The sequence below is a fragment of the Fluviicola sp. genome (assembly GCF_039596355.1).
In the GTDB taxonomy this organism is placed as follows: domain Bacteria; phylum Bacteroidota; class Bacteroidia; order Flavobacteriales_D; family Crocinitomicaceae; genus Fluviicola.
The window spans coordinates 14,894-31,920 of sequence record NZ_JBCNJW010000008.1 but is presented as its reverse complement, the minus strand read 5'-3'; the positions used below and the strand labels follow the sequence as shown (position 1 = coordinate 31,920).

Annotated in this window: 13 protein-coding genes; 2 read left to right on the top strand and 11 right to left on the bottom strand. The window is 45.8% G+C overall.

The genetic code is table 11. The features are described 5' to 3' along the window. Positions 1-108 precede the first annotated feature (108 nt). Positions 109-2,442, bottom strand: coding sequence for a penicillin-binding protein 1C (gene pbpC, locus ABDV94_RS14345; RefSeq protein ID WP_343747892.1), 2,334 nt, complete (start codon positions 2,440-2,442; stop codon positions 109-111). A gap of 275 nt (positions 2,443-2,717) precedes the next feature. Here pbpC and ABDV94_RS14340 point away from each other — a divergent pair, with 275 nt between their 5' ends. Both ABDV94_RS14340 and ABDV94_RS14335 read left to right on the top strand, forming a co-directional pair. Continuing rightward, positions 2,718-5,750, top strand: a complete 3,033-nt coding sequence (locus ABDV94_RS14340; protein WP_343747891.1) for a two-component regulator propeller domain-containing protein — start codon at positions 2,718-2,720, stop codon at positions 5,748-5,750. After that, the gene (locus ABDV94_RS14335) at positions 5,751-6,494 is read left to right on the top strand and encodes a LytTR family DNA-binding domain-containing protein (RefSeq protein ID WP_343747890.1); all 744 of its coding nucleotides are present in this window, start codon (positions 5,751-5,753) and stop codon (positions 6,492-6,494) included. It begins immediately after the preceding gene. A gap of 67 nt (positions 6,495-6,561) precedes the next feature. Here the strand turns inward: ABDV94_RS14335 and ABDV94_RS14330 are convergent, their stop codons facing one another. From ABDV94_RS14330 to ABDV94_RS14285, 10 genes are all read right to left on the bottom strand, one after another. After that, a complete protein-coding gene (locus ABDV94_RS14330) occupies positions 6,562-8,145 on the bottom strand; it encodes a DUF3570 domain-containing protein (RefSeq protein WP_343747889.1) in 1,584 nt (527 codons plus the stop codon). Between the two features lie 188 nt (positions 8,146-8,333). After that, positions 8,334-8,555, bottom strand: a complete 222-nt coding sequence (locus ABDV94_RS14325; RefSeq protein ID WP_343747888.1) for a DUF4266 domain-containing protein — start codon at positions 8,553-8,555, stop codon at positions 8,334-8,336. Continuing rightward, positions 8,539-9,483, bottom strand: coding sequence for an FAD:protein FMN transferase (locus tag ABDV94_RS14320; protein WP_343747887.1), 945 nt, complete (start codon positions 9,481-9,483; stop codon positions 8,539-8,541). The genes ABDV94_RS14325 and ABDV94_RS14320 overlap by 17 nt, the downstream gene beginning before the upstream one ends. After that, positions 9,480-9,908 carry a thioredoxin family protein gene (locus ABDV94_RS14315; protein ID WP_343747886.1) on the bottom strand — a complete coding sequence of 143 codons (429 nt, stop codon included), beginning with the start codon at positions 9,906-9,908 and terminating at the stop codon, positions 9,480-9,482. The genes ABDV94_RS14320 and ABDV94_RS14315 overlap by 4 nt, the downstream gene beginning before the upstream one ends. Next, on the bottom strand, positions 9,905-11,086 hold the full coding sequence (locus ABDV94_RS14310) for a YCF48-related protein (protein ID WP_343747885.1): 1,182 nt from the start codon (positions 11,084-11,086) through the stop codon (positions 9,905-9,907). Before ABDV94_RS14310 ends, ABDV94_RS14315 begins: the two co-directional genes overlap by 4 nt. A 5-nt stretch (positions 11,087-11,091) precedes the next feature. Then, positions 11,092-12,633: a CotH kinase family protein gene (locus tag ABDV94_RS14305; RefSeq protein ID WP_343747884.1), complete on the bottom strand. Its 1,542-nt coding sequence runs from the start codon at positions 12,631-12,633 to the stop codon at positions 11,092-11,094. A gap of 9 nt (positions 12,634-12,642) precedes the next feature. Next, the gene (locus ABDV94_RS14300; RefSeq protein ID WP_343747883.1) at positions 12,643-14,019 is read right to left on the bottom strand and encodes a di-heme oxidoredictase family protein; all 1,377 of its coding nucleotides are present in this window, start codon (positions 14,017-14,019) and stop codon (positions 12,643-12,645) included. Between the two features lie 8 nt (positions 14,020-14,027). Further along, entirely contained in the window at positions 14,028-15,149 is a 1,122-nt protein-coding gene (locus tag ABDV94_RS14295; protein WP_343747882.1) for an imelysin family protein, read from the bottom strand. Continuing rightward, on the bottom strand, positions 15,146-15,583 hold the full coding sequence (locus tag ABDV94_RS14290; protein WP_343747881.1) for a Rieske (2Fe-2S) protein: 438 nt from the start codon (positions 15,581-15,583) through the stop codon (positions 15,146-15,148). The genes ABDV94_RS14295 and ABDV94_RS14290 overlap by 4 nt, the downstream gene beginning before the upstream one ends. 11 nt (positions 15,584-15,594) lie before the next feature. Continuing rightward, entirely contained in the window at positions 15,595-16,797 is a 1,203-nt protein-coding gene (locus tag ABDV94_RS14285) for a hypothetical protein (RefSeq protein ID WP_343747880.1), read from the bottom strand. Between the last annotated feature and the right edge of the window lie 230 nt (positions 16,798-17,027).

Here is a 17,027-nt window from a genome sequence, read left to right as displayed (position 1 = left end):
GTTTTCTATATGAAGGAACGCAATAAAAGAACGAAAGTTGTAATTCAAAATCTTAAAAAACCTGAAATGTAGCTTCCAATGATTGAACGGTGCTTTTTGATCGTATTCCTATAGAACTTCAAACGTTTCGCGAAGTAAAACGCCCGTTTCATCAACCACCGTTACGGTATGTTTGCCTTTTTCGGGTTGCACGGAAATTTGGTGGATTTCAGAAGTGCTTCCCACAAACTCTTCGTCAATGTGCCAGTACAAAATACTGTTTCTCCGGGTGTGTGCAATCTCAAAAATGGCCTTTCCACGCGTTCCGTTCAATTCCCGGGGAATGTAAATCTTGGTATGACGTTTCGGGTAGATGAAACTCATGACGCTTTCCGGTTTGTTTGAAGTACATTTCGGATCGAAAGGTGGAACGGAATGGTAGTTCGGATTCTGCTGCATGTAATACTTCTCCATACTTGGCGGAAGGATGAACCAAGATTGATGCTTCATTGTACTGCTGTTTGCACAATCTGCATTGACACGGAATGTTTCGTTCTCATTCAAATGAACCAGCTGATGATACGAACAGTTTTTACTGATCAGGCAGCTGGTTGGAATGTATTCAAAATGCGTGTGCTCACAATAGCGATTGGAAATCTGACCGCTTTCATTGCAAATCTCAGCTCGGGTCATTTCATTCAGGGGTTTGGAAAACCACTTCTGCGGAGCTTCGAGGTTGCGGAAAATGGAGAATAACAATGGAGCGGCTGCCTTTACTCCGGTTAAACCGGGACGACCTTCCCCGTCGGCATTCCCGACCCAAACCGAAACAACATACTTGGGAGTTACACCAACCGCCCACGCATCCCTGAAACCAAAACTGGTACCGGTTTTCCAGGCAATTTTTTGTGAAGATTCAAATGCGCGCCAATTGTTCTCTTCATCCGGGCGGTTCACTTCGATCAACGCTTCGAATGTAGCGTAAATGCTCGCTTTGTCTGGAAGTTGTTTGGGAGCCTGTTCGCCATTCTGAGCCAAATAGTGAATCCTGGTATTTCCGGAATGGATGAGGTGTTGAGCAAGCGAATTGTAACATCCGTTCACTTCCCACATGCTGGCTTCGGCTCCACCGAGAATCAGCGACAAACCGTAGTGGCTCGACTGCTTGTTCATATGCCGGAAACCGAATAATTTCAGGTCATTGTGGAATTTCGCCTGGCCGTACTCACGGAGAAGAAAAACCATCGGGATGTTCAAACTCTTTGATAAGGCTTTGTTGGCAGGCAGGGCCCCGGAGAATTGACGGTTGAAATTGTTCGGAGAAAAAGTCCCGAAGCGGGAAGGGAAGTCACAAAGAAGTTGTTTCGGAGTTATTAACCCGGAATGCAGTGATTGGGCATACAACAAAGGTTTCAGAATACTTCCGGTGCTTCGTGAAGCCTGTATGCAATCCACATCAAAAGCGTGCCGTTCGTCCGTGTGGTTCAGGTTTCCTTTGTAGGCGAGTACTTCTCCGGTTTCCACGGAAGTAATTAAAACTGACGCATTGTAAATATCGAGTTCGTTCATGCGCAGCGCATATTGTTCGGTTTCATTATTGACCATTGCCTGGATTGCTTCGTCCAATGTAGAACGAATTAGTTGTCCCTTTTGACCGTGAAGCATGCAACGCTGAAGTAAATGCGGAGCTTCTTGTGGAAGTGGAAGCGGTTTGTCGGGAAGTGGTTCTTCCAAAGCGAGGAAGTAATCCAGTTTGTCGAGATCGCCATTTTTGTAAAGCATGTTCAACAGCCGGTTACGTTTTTTGAGCAAACTTTGGTGGTTTTTTCCCGGATAGATTAACCCGGGAGCATTCGGAAGAACGGCCAGCGTAGCGCTTTCGGCCCAACTGAGTTTTTCAGGAGAACGACCGAAATAACGCCAGGACGCCGCGTCGATTCCCACAACATTGTTCCCGAATGGCGCGTTAGCGGTATACAGGTTCAGGATTTCTTCTTTTGAATAACTCCACTCCAGCCGTGTAGCAAGAATGATTTCCAATCCTTTTTCGGAGTATGTTCTGGGTGGGTTTTTTCGCATCAGACGAATGACCTGTTGTGTGATGGTACTACCACCGCTCACAATTTTTCCCTGGGAAACATTCTGATAGAAGGCCCGGCAGATTCCCTTGAAACTCACGCCCGGGTGATAATAGAAGTTTTTGTCTTCAAAGGTTGTAAGACAAATAGCAATTTTATGCGGTGTTTTTCCGCTTGGAGGAAAGCGCCATTGTCCGTCCTTCGCAATGTGAGCTCCAAGCAGTTTTCCGTCTCTGCCCACCAGTACGGTCGAGTACGAATCATTGAAAAGTTTGTTCGGAAGTGCCTGGATGTACCAGATCAGGAAGGAATAGAAACAAACGCGTTTGATCAAACGTTTCTTCCATCTGTATTGCTCCCGCCACCAAAAAAGCTTCTCTTTCATCGTTTTTTTACTGAAAGTAACCGGTTGAAATGAAACCCGGAGAATCATTTTATTATTCGTAGAAGTTGGTCTGAAAAGTGCGTTTGATGATTGATTTAATGTTTTTGGCAGGCTGCGATTTTAACGGAATTGGAGGAAGGTTAAATCGGGGTGAGGTACTCCTGAATCACCAGTAAAAACAGACTTTCTACATAATTTTATAAATTTGTAAAATGGTGTAGAATCCCTTCCCGCTTTTTAGTAATTTCATCCGGGAAAGATGCTCCGCGAAACTTATGAGAAAAACCAAAGCCTTATACTTCATCCTCTTATGCTTCTGTACGATTCCGGCTTTCGGACAATTGGCAAGTTTCCGCAATTTTTCGGTGGAGAACGGTTTGGGACAATCGCAGGTGTATAGCGTGATCCAGGATCACAAAGGGTATTTGTGGTTCGGAACGCGGGGCGGGGGATTATCACGTTTCGACGGACAGAATTTCGAATCGTTTACAGACCGGAAAGGTTTGGTGAACAATTACATTTACTCCCTGATCGAAGACCAAAAACACCGGATCTGGATTGGGACCAATGACGGACTTTCTTCCTACAACGGCCGAAAAATTCTGACCTATAAGCATCCGCGCTATTCCAATCATTTTGCAGTTTTTAGTTTAACGCTTGACCAGCAACAAGAACTTTGGCTGGCAACGAACCACGGAGTTTTCAAGGTCAAAGGAGATTCATTGATATGTATGAACCGGACTCTGGGAATGAATGATGGAACAGTCAACGCGATTTTTTCCGATTCGAAAGGCATGCTGTGGATGGGAACCGGAACCGGTTTGTATTCTTCGGAACAAAAAAACGGGAAGTGGCAATTGACCAGTCACGGAGCAAAGGCACGCGTGATGCGTAATGCAATTACCTGCATCAGGGAAGACAAAAACGGGTGTATCTGGCTGGGGACATATGGTGACGGAGCTTACGTTTACAACCGGAAAACATATTACCGGATCGATTTGAAGCGGGAATTGTACAAACAAACCGTTTTCGACCTGTTTTTTGACGAAGCCAATGTATGCTGGATCGGAACCCTGAACTCCGGGCTTTTTCAGTACGATCAAAAGACCAAAGAATTTACCAATTACACCGAGAAAAATGGCTTGGGAAATAACCATGTACGTGCCATTATCAAAGACAATTGGGGCGATTTATGGATCGGGACTTCCGGTGGTGGAGTGTCACAGTTTGCCGGGAAATTATTCTCACATTATTCCGCATCATCCGGTTTGGGTGGAAATTTTATCTACTCCATTTTCCGAGATTCTGGCGGAAGATTGTGGTTCGGTACTTCCCAGAACGGTGTGAGTGTATACGAGAACGGCAATTTTCGCCAGCTCAATGTCCAGAACGGATTTGAAGCCATTAAAGTCAAGGCAATCATTGAAGACAACGACAGCCTGATGTACTTCGGAACGGAAGGACAGGGAATCGGGATGCTTTCTGCTGGTGGATTTTCCTGGCTCGACAAAACACGGAAATACTACGTGCGGCAAATGGCCAAAGACAAACAAGGCGTTATTTGGGTGGCAACCTCCGGCTCCGGGCTGTTGCGCGTTTCGGATCAGGGAAAACAAGTCGAAACCATTTCGTTTGATGAAGGCTTGCTGCACATGCGTCTCACCTGTGTGTTTGTCGATTCGCGCGGGTTGGTTTGGTACGGTGCAGAATCTGCTGGTTTGGCTTGCTATGATCCGAAAACACACCGGACGAAAGTCCTGACCAGGGAATCCGGTTTGAGTGCAGACGCTGTGCGGAGCATTGTAGAAGATTCAAAAGGACAGATTTGGGTCGGAACAGCAGGAGCCGGGATCAATTGTGTTAAGTACGGACCGAAACTGAAAGTGATCAAGAAAATCAGTATCGAATCAGGAATGCATTCATCCAATGTTTACCTGATGGTTTTCGACGCGAATAAGCACCTGATCGTAGGCTCTGAGTCTGGATTGGACTTGTTGGATCTCAACGAAACCAACCAGATCAAAAGCATCAAACATTACGGTAAAAGCGACGGGTTTTTAGGAGTGGAAACTTGCCAGAACAGCGTGTGGAAAGATCCCGACGGAAAGATTTGGTTCGGGACAATCAACGGGGCAAGCTGTTACAACTTATCCAACCTCCAGGTCAATAAAACTGCGCCGATTCTCAGTATTCTGGATGTACAGCTATTCTACGAATCACTTTCCGAAACACCCTATAAAGATGTGGTTTTACCCTGGAATGCCTATAAAACGCTGCATCTGTCGCATGATCAGAATCACCTGAGTTTTTTATTTAAAGGAATCAACCTGAAGAATCCGGATGGAGTAGAATATTCCTGGAAAATGAGCGGTTTTGAAGATAAGTGGTCGCCGTGGACGCGGGAACAGCGGATTGTCTATTCGAACATGTCGCCGGGAAAATATACTTTCCTGCTGCGTTCAAAGAACGAAGATGGGTTCTTTAACGAAGACCCGGAATGTTTTTCCTTTACAATTGCACGACCTTTTTGGCTGACGGCCTGGTTCATTCTGCTCGAATGTTTAGTGGCGGGATTGCTGATCTGGTGGATTATCCGGATTCAAACGGCTCGCATCCGCAAGCGGGCGAAGCAGGCGCAGAAAGATGCAGAGTTTGCTCGAAACCTGCTCGAACTGGAACAAAAAGCCCTGCGTCTGCAGATGAATCCGCATTTTATTTTCAATGCGCTCAACTCGATTCAGGGGTTGATCGGAACGGAAAATGAAACGAAAGCACGTTATTATCTTGCCAAGTTTTCGCGGCTCATGCGGCAGATTCTCGACAATTCGCGCAATACGGTTATTTCACTGGAAGAAGAAATTTCAACGCTGGAAAATTACCTGCTCATTGAACAGTTCTGTAGCGGGAACAGCTTCGAATACGAAATCAAAGTGGATTTGGAAACAGAACTCAACTTCATCCAGATTCCTCCGATGCTGATTCAGCCTTTCGTAGAGAATGCCATCAAACACGGATTTAAATTCGATGCGGAATCCAAAAGAGTGGGGAAGATTACGTGCTGGTTCAAGGAAGAAAACGATGGAATTACCTGCGTAATTCGTGACAACGGAATTGGGCGGGAAGCTGCCCGGAAGAACCAGCAGACCAGTAATGAACCACAACATGCTTCGCGTGGTTTCAGCGTAACGAAAGAAAGATTGGATTTATTGAGCACACAGCCGAACAGTCATAACGTTAGAATCGTAGATTTGTATGATGATGACGGAAACGTGGTCGGGACGGAAGTACAACTTTTTATACCCTTGTAAATGATCAGAGCAGTAATTATTGATGATATTGAACAGGCACGGATTACCTTCAAAAAAGACCTGGAGGTGTATGCTCCCGACATCGAAGTGGTGGGGGAAGCTTCCGGTGTGGTGGAAGGAGCCAAACTGCTGAAAAAAACTCCGATCGACATCCTGTTTCTCGACATCCAGATGCAGGACGGTTCCGGATTTGACCTGCTGGATATCCTGCCTGAAATCCCGTTCAAGATTATTTTCATCACTGCCAGCGATGCACATGCAATCAAGGCATTCCGCTATGCAGCGATCGATTATTTATTGAAACCCGTTGATCCGGATGAGTTGATTGAGGCCTTGAAGAAATTCCGGAGTCACAACCACAACGAGCAGGACAATTACCGCCTGCTGAACGAATCGCTCAAACAGAGTAATAAAGTACAGGAAAGACTGGCGCTGCATGCACAGGATAAAATCCATATCGTACAGATAGCCGACATTATCCGTTGCGAAAGCAATGTGAATTATACGGAATTCTTTTTCACGAATGCCAAACGGATTGTGGTTTCCCGAACCTTAAAGGATTTTGAAGATATTTTGGGAGAACTGGGCTTTTTCCGGGTACATCAGTCACATTTGGTCAACACGAAGATGATCCAGGAATTTGTGAAAGTAGAAGGCGGACATTTGATGATGTCTGACGGAAAAATGATTCCTGTGTCGACCCGCAAAAGGGCAGAAGTCGTGCGAATGCTCGAACAACTTTGATGGAAACAAACAAGCAGGCTGAGCAGAGTCGAAGCCTGCTTTTTAGCTTATAATTCGTAATATTCTCTTAGAACTCAAACGAGATCACACCCGTGATCGAATGGAATTCCAAACCGTCCGAACGCTTGTAATATCCGTAGCGCAGCGCAAAGGTCGGGAGTCTCACAACAGCTTTGTCTTTTGTTTCATTCTGAATCTTCAGGAAATCATCCAGGTTGGTGAAACGCAGACTTGCCCCGATCCGGTGCGCATTCAAGCCCGATAAATCGTAATCACTGGTGTAATAACGATCTGTCAATTCGTGCTCGCCATATCCTTTGAAATAAACGCTTTTCGACTGGATGTGGAAACGGTAATCCGGTGAAAACACGACGTGTCTTCCCAGCGTGAATGCCGGTTCTACCTGTACGGTCAGTGCGTTGATTCCCCAGGTGTCGAAATAAGTCCGTACATACCCGCGCAGAACGATATTCTTGTTCACATAATGATTCATCCGGAAATATGGAATGAGCTTAAAACGCTGACGTGGCAGGTTTTCGATCCGCACTTCCTTGTAAAATTCATCCGATACACCGTCGTTGAAATAAACCCGGTGAAATGAAGTCGAAAGTAATCCTAGTTGTAGTACCGCATCCACTCCGGTTGCGATAATCGTTTTCCGGTTGATGATCAAATCTACTCCATTGTTCAGGTTGATGGAATAACGCCAGTCCTGCGGGTATTGTTTCCCGTCTTTCGTGATCATTTTTCCGCTGTAGCCGTCATTGATCACGCGGTCAACGCTGTCCGGAACGTAATACGTGTAGGTGTATTCACCTCCGCTGCCACTTCCGGTCTCACTGCCTCCGCTTCCTGTGCTGCTGCTTCCGCCGCTACCATTTCCGCTTCCGCTGCCACTGCCACTTCCGGATGCACTTGCACCGCTTTCGTACACACCGCCGTTTCCGTTACCGGTAGTTCCGGAAGCTCCTGAATTGTATGTTCCGGTTACAGGAATCAGGTTTTTCCCGTAAACCACATTGCGGAATTCTCCCGGACGAACCACCATCCAGCGGTCTCGGGTGAAGCCCAGGGATAATTTGTAATTCCCAACTTTGTTTACTTGTTTGGTGTCCGGATTAACCTTGAACAATTCTTTCGACCAGCTCAAACCGGAGTTGAAGGAGTTCACATCGTATTCCGTAGAAAACCCGATGTAAGGAGAAATCAGCCATTTGTGTTTCAGGTTGGCAAAATCGATTGCAATGGTTGCATAGGAACGGGTTTCGTCTCCGCTCACGCCACTCACACCTGAGCTGGCAGCCGTCGGGTATTTATCGATGCGCAGTAATGACGCCGATGTGTAATGATCCACTCCACCGGAAAGTGTGAATCCGGATTTGGATTTCACGGGAACGTAAACGCTCAATTCCTGCGTAAAGCTGTTCAATTTCTGGCTTCCGATTCCTCCGTCGATGGCACTGTGTTCACCGGTTTGACCGTAATAGCTGGAAGTCAGGTCCAGTTTGGTTGGACGGTGCACCTTGGTGGTCGGTTTGTCTTGTGCAAACAAACGAAAAGCGGACGCAATCAGGAAAATCCCTGAGAGCAAGAACCCATAAACGAGGTTTGCCGGGATAAAAAGGTTATTTATAAAAAGTATCAGTTCCATTTTGATATGTTTAAGTCTGTACTAAAATCGGGTGACGTTGCTTTTTCGGATCGAATGAAATTTCCAGGGATGTTCAAAAGTTCAACATATTGAAAGAGTTCAATCTTGAACCTTTTTTACTTTTTGAACCCTTTGAACGAATGTGCCATTCAGAAAAATTTCAAATCATCCGTTGCGATAACAATCATTTAATTGCAACCACAGCCACCACCGGTTTTACCTCCACCGCCTCCGGCAGCGCCTTCGCGATAGGTTTCCGCTTCGTTTTCCAGTTTCATGACCTGAGAATCGTTGGTTTCCATGTCTTTCTGGTTCAAATATTCCATTTGATATGGCTTGACAATCGTACACGACGTAGTAGTCAAAATGAGGGCGGCAAAAACCACCGTTTTCTTATTTCGTTTCAACATTTTTAATAGCAAGGTTTTCGGAAAAGAACAGCTTTTCGTTTTCATCCATGATGATGTAAGAGATATCTGCGAATGATTCCGCAAATTCAATGGCTTTTTCTTTCCCCATTAAAAATAAGGTTGTTGCAATGGCATCGCTCAGTTCACAGTCGTTGCTGATCACCGTCACACTCAGTAATCCTTCTACGGGGTAGCCCGTTTTGGGGTGGATGATGTGCGAATACCGTTTGTTGTTATGCATGATAAAACGCTCGTAGCATCCGGAGGTAGCGACTGCTTTGTCTACCACCGGGATAAAAGCGATGTAATCTTTTTTCGTGTTCGGATCCACAATTCCGATGTTCCAGGGTTGATCTTTTTCATTCAAACCCCAGCAAACCAAATCACCGCCGGCATTGATCAGACCAGAAGCTGTACCGAGCGCTTTCAGTTTGTTCATCATCGCTTTGGCAATGAATCCTTTCCCGGTGGCTCCCAGTTCGATTTTGGTTCCTTTGTTCCGGATGAAAACGGTTTGAGCTTCATCATCCAGCTCGATGAACCGGTAATTGATATGCTTCACCGAATTTTTGATCTGCTGATCGGTCGGAAAAGTTTCCATTGGGCGGTCGAAATACCAGATTTTGTCTAAAGACGCAAATGTGACATCGAACAAGCCTCCGGTGACATCCGAAAGCCAGAACGAGCGCTTGATCAGGTTGAACAGATCCAAATCTACTTTCACCGGACCAATTCCCGCCTGCTGGTTGACGCGATACAAATCCGTTCCTTCCTGCCACGCCGAAATAATCGCAATCAGGCGATCTGCTTCTGCATAACCGGCTTCAAACAGGCTTTCTGCCCGGTGAGCGTCCTGCTCATCCAATATCACGTTGATATCGAGATGAGAAGTCATGGAAGGAATGGACTTCGAATAAACGCGTTTCATTTTGCAGGATAATAAGGTTTCACGAATTCCAGGAATTCCTGCGGAAGTTTTGTCCGCTGGATGCTTTTCAAAGGATTGAAATCCTTATCACAGATCACGATCAAGGGGTAAGTTCCCTCGTAATTGAGTTTTTCCATCAAAAAGTCGTGGCGTTTCTGCTCCTCAGCGGTCATCTTTTTCCGCAGCGTATAATCCGATTTGTAGTAAATGAAATTCGATTGAACTTCTGCTTTTACCTGTTCGGTACTCATGACTTCCTGCTGGAAAACTTTACAGCTGGCACACCAGTCGGAACCGGTGAAATGAACCATGATCAGTTTGTTTTCTTTCGTAGACTGTTTCTGCAGTTGTGCCAAAATTTCATCCGAATGCGTTGTTGCGGAAAGAATCATTCCCGAAAACAACAGGGCTATCCATTTGATCATTGTTTCACGATGTTTTGAATGCTCGTACCAGATGCTGTTTTCAGGTGAATCAGGTAGGTTCCGCTTTTCAGTTCCGAAAGATCTGCTTCAATGAGGTTGTTCCCGGAAACGGAAATCGTTTGAATCAGTTGTCCTGTAGTGCTGTAAATGGTAATCGATTCCAGGTTGCTGCTGTTTTGGATAAACAGGCGGTCAGTTACCGGATTCGGGTAAAGAACCACGTTTTCAGCTGTTGCTTCGTCAACGGAAACAGTTCCTCCTGAGAAGCGGTACACACGTCCGTCTTCATCTGCAGCGTACCCGCAAGTAGTCGTTAAAAACTGCACAGCGATCAATTCACTGCTGGTAGAAATATTTTTGACAGTCCAGCTGGTTCCGCCGTTTACGCTGTAGTATGCGCGACCTTCTTCGCCCACTACCCAGCCAACCTGTGTCCCGTGAATAAAGTGAATCGCATTCAAATCTTTGGACGTTCCGGATTGAATGTGTGTCACCACGTCGGAAGAAGAAACTCTGGTTACTTGTCCTTCTTTGGAGCAGGCAAGGATGAATCCGTTGGAGTAAGCCAGGCTTTCCAGTGTTTCCTCGGAATTGGTATTGATCAGCGTCCAGTTTGCTCCGCCATCCGTTGTTTTCAGCAGGATGCCTTCTTTTCCCGAAATGTATGCCGTTGTAGCCGAAAGCAAAATCACCGCGCTCAATTCTTCGCCGTAGGTATAGGAAGAAACAGCCCAGGTAGACCCTCCGTCTGTTGTTTTCAATACAATTCCATCGTCTCCGACAACGAAACCGGTGTTGGAATCAACGAAATAAACCGCATTCAGTTCGTGGCTTGTACCGGAAGTTTGAGTTGTCCAGTTGGTACCGCCGTCGGTTGTTTTTTTGATGATTCCGTCTTTTCCGACAAACCAGCCGGTAGCAGCATCAATGAAGAATACTTTGTTGATCGTTTTGGTCGTTCCGGTATTCAGAGTCGTCCAGTTTACGCCGGAGTCTGTTGTTTTGCGCATGTAACCTCTTTTCCCTGCAACCCATCCGGTAGAACAATCGGTGAAGTGCATGGTTTTCAGATCGTCCGGAATGCCGGATTGGTAAGTCTGCCACTGAGAAAATCCATTCGAATGAAAAAACAGTAGCAGGATCGTCAGTAGTAGTGATGTTGTAGCTTTATGTGTCATTTTTGTTAGTGTTTAATGATAGAAATTGTTTTTGTCCGGACTCCCTGGGTAATCCGCACCCAGTAATTTCCGGCTTCGAGTTCGCCCATTTCCAGCTCTGAGAGATCGGAAACGGAATCAAACCCGGTATGTTGAACCAATGTTCCCTGGATCGAGTAAACAGCAACGGTCACTTGTTCCGATTCGTCTGCCAATCCGGGGAAGGTAATCTTCAGCAGGTTATCCACCGGGTTGGGGTAGGCTTCAACGGCCAGTTCGTCTGTATTGATCTGTTCACAGTTTACGCCTTCCTGGTTGATCAGGTATTTCATCTGGTTCATGCGCAGATTGAAATGTTTGACAACGGCCGGCAGATTGACCAGCACATTGCTCCCGTCCAGTTTGAACGTCACATTCACGTTTTTCGACTGGTTCTGGATGAAATCTTCACTGGAATAAAACTTCAGCGTGTCTTCCAAAACAGCCTGTTGAATGAGGTTAAATGTGTTTTTGCACGTGGTTTCAAGCGGAAACGACTTGAATTCATTGGAGATCAAACCGCAAAATGTTTGCAGGTAATCTTTTTTCAGGTATTCGTTTTCGTGCAGGTTCCAGACAAGCGGAGCCATGTAGGTTGTTCCTCTTAAGCTTGGAAACGGCGGAAAATGCACGTTCCAGAATGTCATGTTGTAGTCGTAGGGAATCCAGTTGACTTTGCCTGTTTGTTCGTCGTTGAGCAGAAAGAAATTCCTTCTGTTCGTTGCATAAGAATCGTAATTCGAAATAAAGGCATCGGTTGCCAGGATTTTGAAATACGTGTCCAACTGAAAATGTTCCTGCATTCCGGAAGCATATTCGATGGTATGCGGTACGTGAATGGATCGGATGAACTCATCATAATGCTGCCATTCATCGCTCATATCCGAATACTGCACCCCGAATTCCGGGTAATCAGTGGGTAAACTTCCCTTGTAATTCAACAGGGTATTTCCTTTGTTTTCAATCAAGGTGAAGCGCTCCACGTTAAAATTCCGGCGTACAAAATGCTCATCCGGTTCTTCCAAAATCAGGTAACAACCCCAGTAAACGTCGTTGATATACAAACGGCAGAACGAACAGCGGGAAGCTTTTACCCCGATGTATCTCATCAGGTTGTATGAAACGATTTCCCGCAAAAAAGAAGGATCGCCCGCCAGGTTGTTCAGATTGAGTTTTTCCAGTCCCTGGAACAAACGGTTATCGATGTATTTGTCAAAATCGAGTCGGAAGGGCTTTTTTTTACCCGGAAATCCCGTGTTGGAATAGTTTCCCCGCATTCTGAAACCGACTTTCTCCAGGAGTTCGCCGTCGATTTTTGTGTCTGCCTTGATGAATTTATTGCTTCCTCCGTTTTGTGCATCCTGGTAGTTTTGCAGCATCACCTCGTACCAATCCGTTACCGTAGTAGTAATCCGGATTTCATGCAAGACACTCTGATCGAAAATATCGACCGGTGCGGCCTGCAGGTTTAGATGAAAGAAGCAGCAGGTCAGTAAGCAAAATCCGATATGGAAAGGAAGACGCTTCATGAGGTTGGTCTACAAGGATTTTAAGAATTTGATCAGGGCATCCCGATCTGTTTTCGGTAGATTCTTAACATATTGCTTGGAAGCGGCTCCTTCACCTCCGTGCCACATAATGGCTTCCATGAGGCTGCGTGCTCTTCCGTCGTGCAGGAAATTACTGTGTCCGTTCACTACTTCCGTTAACCCGATTCCCCAAAGTGGCGGAGTACGCCATTCCACACCGCTGGCAAGCCAATCCGGGCGATTATCCGCCAAACCTGTGCCCATATCGTGAAGTAACAAATCGGTATACGGGAAAATTAACTGGTTGGAAAGCGGAGCGAAGGAAACGTTGACACCTGTGCGGTGCTTCGGTACGTGGCAGGACGTACACTTTGCATCAAAAAAGATTTGTTTTCCGCGCACCACCTCCGGATCCTTGATATTTCTTCGTGCAGGAACCGCCAGTGTTTTCGTATAGAACGTCGCCGCATATACCAAACTGTCCGATAAATCGTGCTGATCGTAATAATACGTGTATTGCGTTTGTCCGTAAGAAGATTCTTGCGGAAACAGGAAATTGGTGATCCCGATATCTTCGTTGTACGCGGCAGCCACCTGTTGTAAAACCGAAGGATTGTTTGCTTTCCATCCGAAACGGCCGAGGGTTTTCCGGTTTTCCTTAATGTTCCACACATAGTTTGCACGTCCGGAGATTCCATCTCCGTTGGCATCAAACGGGTCTTCAAAGGAAAGGATGGTTGCATCCGGAATGGCTTCCAGGAGTCCCATTCCGAAAACCGGCGGAGCCATACGCGGAGAGGTCATCATTCCTGCAACCGGCCCGGCATACATGTTTTGGATCACAAAGGAAGGAATCCGCAGTTCGTAAGTTTCTCCGTCTGCAAATGTTTCCGTAATGTAAGTATAGCTCACATCAATGGTTGCTTCCGGTACTTTCCCGAAAATAGCGCGGGTTTGCAGCTGTCCACCGTATAGCGGAGCAGGAACCGGTCCGCCGTGCTCATTTTCTCCCGCAATACTCAAGCGGAGCAAGAGCGGCATTAAATTCTGGTTTGCTCCTTCGTTCGGTGCTTTTCCTCTTCCGTCATTGATGTGACAGGAAACACAGGAAACGTGATTGAAAACAGGACCCAGCCCCTGGTTTTTAGGGGCTGGGGCGCTGACAAATGTTGCTCCGAAAGCCAGATCACCCACGTCGTGAATCTTGGAGTACCAGTCGGTAAGTCCCGGAAGCGGCTGACTATATGCCCCGACTCCGGAAATAAAAACTGTCTGAGTACCACCCGCATACCAATCCTGGTCTTCAACTGCAGAAATTTCTGCTTTTCGACAGGATGATAGCGTTAAAACGACAATCAGTGTGGAGATAACTGACTTTTTATGCATGATTTCGATTAATTTGTAACGTATTGTTGAACATAAGAAAGCAGGTCGCCTTCCAGGGTGCTTTTCAGGTCATTGATCGCGTCGATTGCGTTCTGAACCAGGGTAGCCTGGGAAGTGATCGCTGTTCCGAATGGATCTGTAATTGCTTCCAGTTTGGTAATGGCGTTGCTGATTTTTGTCTTGATGGTGTTATCCAGTGACAAGTTGTTTTTTCTTACCAAATCTTCCAAACCTTGTCCGTCAGAAGCGTATTTACCCAAATAGATATTCTCGATACTGCGGATGTTGTTGGTGAAGTCTTTGATAGAGTTTTGAGAGAACGGAGACTCTTCCAGGCTTGGATCGTGCTGCACGAAAGGCTCGCTGATTTTCCCGTTTGCAACCTCGTCACAAATTCCGGCAATACTGTTTACCAATTCTTCAAATGCAGATTTTACAGTAGGGTAGAATGTGTTTCCTGAACCCGGAGCTGTGAAAGAAGCGTAGAAAGAACCGGAAACGTTTGCGTCCCATCCCTGAACCAAATCAGCAGTCAGCTTTTTCACGTTTTTAGCCAATGCTTTCAGGTATTCTTTTTCACGTGCAGTGAAGTCAGAGTATGTTTTTGTTCCGTTAGTTCCCCACAGCATGTATTCAATCGGGTGGAATCCTTTCAATGCGTCATCCAGTGCGTCGATGTTTGCATCAACTGTAAAGTCCGTAGAACCGGAAAGCAATGTTTCCATGGCATTGTAATCTACCGGCCAGGTATCAATACGCGGGTCGATTTCATCTGTAGCAACCGGTCCGAACAGGAATCCTTCTGAGCGTTCCCATGCAGAACGGGAAGATTTCCACAGGTTACGGCAGTTATCCAAACCTGCAGCAGATGGAGTCGTGATAAAATCGTTGATTGCATCGTACAAGCTGCTGGTATTAAGTGCCAAATCACCGTATGTTGCGATGATTACATTTGTTCCGACAGCTTTCAGGATTTCTTTATTATCAGCAACGTATTCACAGGAACCGTTATCTTTCTTTGCTTTTTTGTTGTAGTTGGTTGCTGAAGGATCTGTACATCCTTCCTTCTTGCAGCTAGTAGTTATTGAAGTCAGCATCAACGCTGAAACAATGATTGACGAATATTTCATAGTTTGACTTTTATTATTTCCGAGGTAATTTCCAGCTGATATTCTTTCAGCGGTCTTTTTGCAGGCGAATTCGTCACCTGTCCGTCGAACCCGAACGCGCTTCCGTGTGTGTTGCAGAAAAATCCGTTCTTGGTTGCGACCAATGGGTTATTGGCTACATGAGTACACTGCATCTGGAAAGCCTTGTATTGGTTTCCTGCAAGTTGTACTACTGCGATGTCAAAATCGAGTGCTTCGTAGTTTTTCAACAGAACCAGTTTGTTCGTTTCTGTGAAATGACTGAGCGGTACGTTCAGGAATCCCTGTTCTGGTGTCACTTTGAGTGATACCAATGGCGAACAGGACTGCACCAATGTCGAAAGAACCCCGATTCCTGCAATGGAGGCACAGGCCAGGCATGATTTCCGAATAAACGCTCTGCGATCTAAATCCATGATACTTGATGTTAGAAACTGTAACCGATTCCCAAATTGATAAAGTGCTGTGTAGTAAAGTAAGGCTGCCCGATCGGGTATGGTGTAACGATCAGTGCCGGGTTAATCTCACCGGTTAAGCGGTAAGTGTATTCGACTTTGATCATCACCCCGTGAATCGGGTTGTAGCTCAGACCCGCAATCAAATACTGTTGATCCAATGTTTTGTTTACAATCCCGTTTTGGGGCAGTTTTGCATTCATGTTCAGGTATTCATATCGGGCAAATCCGCGGAATGTTTTTTCTCCTTTTTTGATGAAAGCGTAGGAAACATCGAGATATGCACCGAACATCTGCTCAGGCGTGTTGTTCGCATAAGCGCGGTTGATGTCGTTTGCGCGCGGGATATCTACCCATGCGGCCAATGCTTTCACTCCCAGGCGTTTTCCGTGATATTGCGTGTTGGCTTCCACCAAACCTACCGGCGTTCCGAATGCTCCGGACTGCAGGCGTAAACTGTCTGCTTCGTATGGTTTCAAACCTGCAGAACCTCCGAAATAACCGGAAACCTGTGTACGGAAATTTCCGTGATAATACAGCAATGCTCCGGTTACGGCCAGTGAATTTGTTGTTGCCAAACTTCCTCCAAGTTGTCCGCCTTCAATTCCTGTTCCGTTTCTGAATCCGGCACTGCTCAAACCGGTAATCAGTGCGGCAGAGTAGTTTAATCCCGGGATGCGGTCTGTAGAACCATAGTAACCTACCCCGATTTCTCTCCAGGTAGAAGGAATAATGAAGGTTTCTACATACGGACGGTAGTTTCCGTTGAACGTCGTGGGAAGGTGGTTTTCGTTGATAATCCCGATTCGTGGAATGAACAATCCCGAAATAATATAATTGTTCCGGTCTATATTGAACTTGATGAATGCCTGCTCCAGGGAGAAACTTCCGTTTAATTTTCCGGCTTCAACCCGTGCGTCTTCTAATTCCATCTCGGTAAACAACGCAATGCGTTTGTTGAATTTGTGTCCGATAAACAAGACGATCCGGTCGATGTTGGCAATAGATTGCTTGAGGGTCAGGTTTTTGGAGTAATTAAAACTTCCATAACCTGATAGTACCGTTGAATTGTTTGAAGCAATCAGGCCGGCTGACAAGGAATCTTCTTTGGTTAAGACCTGAGCATAAGAACTTACGCATAGCAGCGAAAAAGTTGCAATTAATAGTTGACGCATTCTTTTTTGGATCTGTGAAAATAAAGTACGCAAAGAGATCGTTTTTCTAATGGATCAACAATACCTATTTCGCAGTATTCGAGGGGTGTTATCATTTTGTCAGGGTATAATCTAATCCCATTTTAATGTGATTCTAATGTTTTCAGGGTAGTTCTTTTCTACCTCTAATACCATTTTAATGGTATTTTAATGTCCGTGTGTTTTTGGAAGCAAAATTTTTTGCATGAGAA

Coding starts and splice junctions, on each gene's coding strand:
- pbpC (WP_343747892.1), bottom strand. CDS start 2,442: ATGAAAGAGAAGCTTTTTTGGTGGCGGGAGCAATACAGATGGAAGAAA.
- ABDV94_RS14340 (WP_343747891.1), top strand. CDS start 2,718: ATGAGAAAAACCAAAGCCTTATACTTCATCCTCTTATGCTTCTGTACG.
- ABDV94_RS14335 (WP_343747890.1), top strand. CDS start 5,751: ATGATCAGAGCAGTAATTATTGATGATATTGAACAGGCACGGATTACC.
- ABDV94_RS14330 (WP_343747889.1), bottom strand. CDS start 8,145: ATGGAACTGATACTTTTTATAAATAACCTTTTTATCCCGGCAAACCTC.
- ABDV94_RS14325 (WP_343747888.1), bottom strand. CDS start 8,555: ATGTTGAAACGAAATAAGAAAACGGTGGTTTTTGCCGCCCTCATTTTG.
- ABDV94_RS14320 (WP_343747887.1), bottom strand. CDS start 9,483: ATGAAACGCGTTTATTCGAAGTCCATTCCTTCCATGACTTCTCATCTC.
- ABDV94_RS14315 (WP_343747886.1), bottom strand. CDS start 9,908: ATGATCAAATGGATAGCCCTGTTGTTTTCGGGAATGATTCTTTCCGCA.
- ABDV94_RS14310 (WP_343747885.1), bottom strand. CDS start 11,086: ATGACACATAAAGCTACAACATCACTACTACTGACGATCCTGCTACTG.
- ABDV94_RS14305 (WP_343747884.1), bottom strand. CDS start 12,633: ATGAAGCGTCTTCCTTTCCATATCGGATTTTGCTTACTGACCTGCTGC.
- ABDV94_RS14300 (WP_343747883.1), bottom strand. CDS start 14,019: ATGCATAAAAAGTCAGTTATCTCCACACTGATTGTCGTTTTAACGCTA.
- ABDV94_RS14295 (WP_343747882.1), bottom strand. CDS start 15,149: ATGAAATATTCGTCAATCATTGTTTCAGCGTTGATGCTGACTTCAATA.
- ABDV94_RS14290 (WP_343747881.1), bottom strand. CDS start 15,583: ATGGATTTAGATCGCAGAGCGTTTATTCGGAAATCATGCCTGGCCTGT.
- ABDV94_RS14285 (WP_343747880.1), bottom strand. CDS start 16,797: ATGCGTCAACTATTAATTGCAACTTTTTCGCTGCTATGCGTAAGTTCT.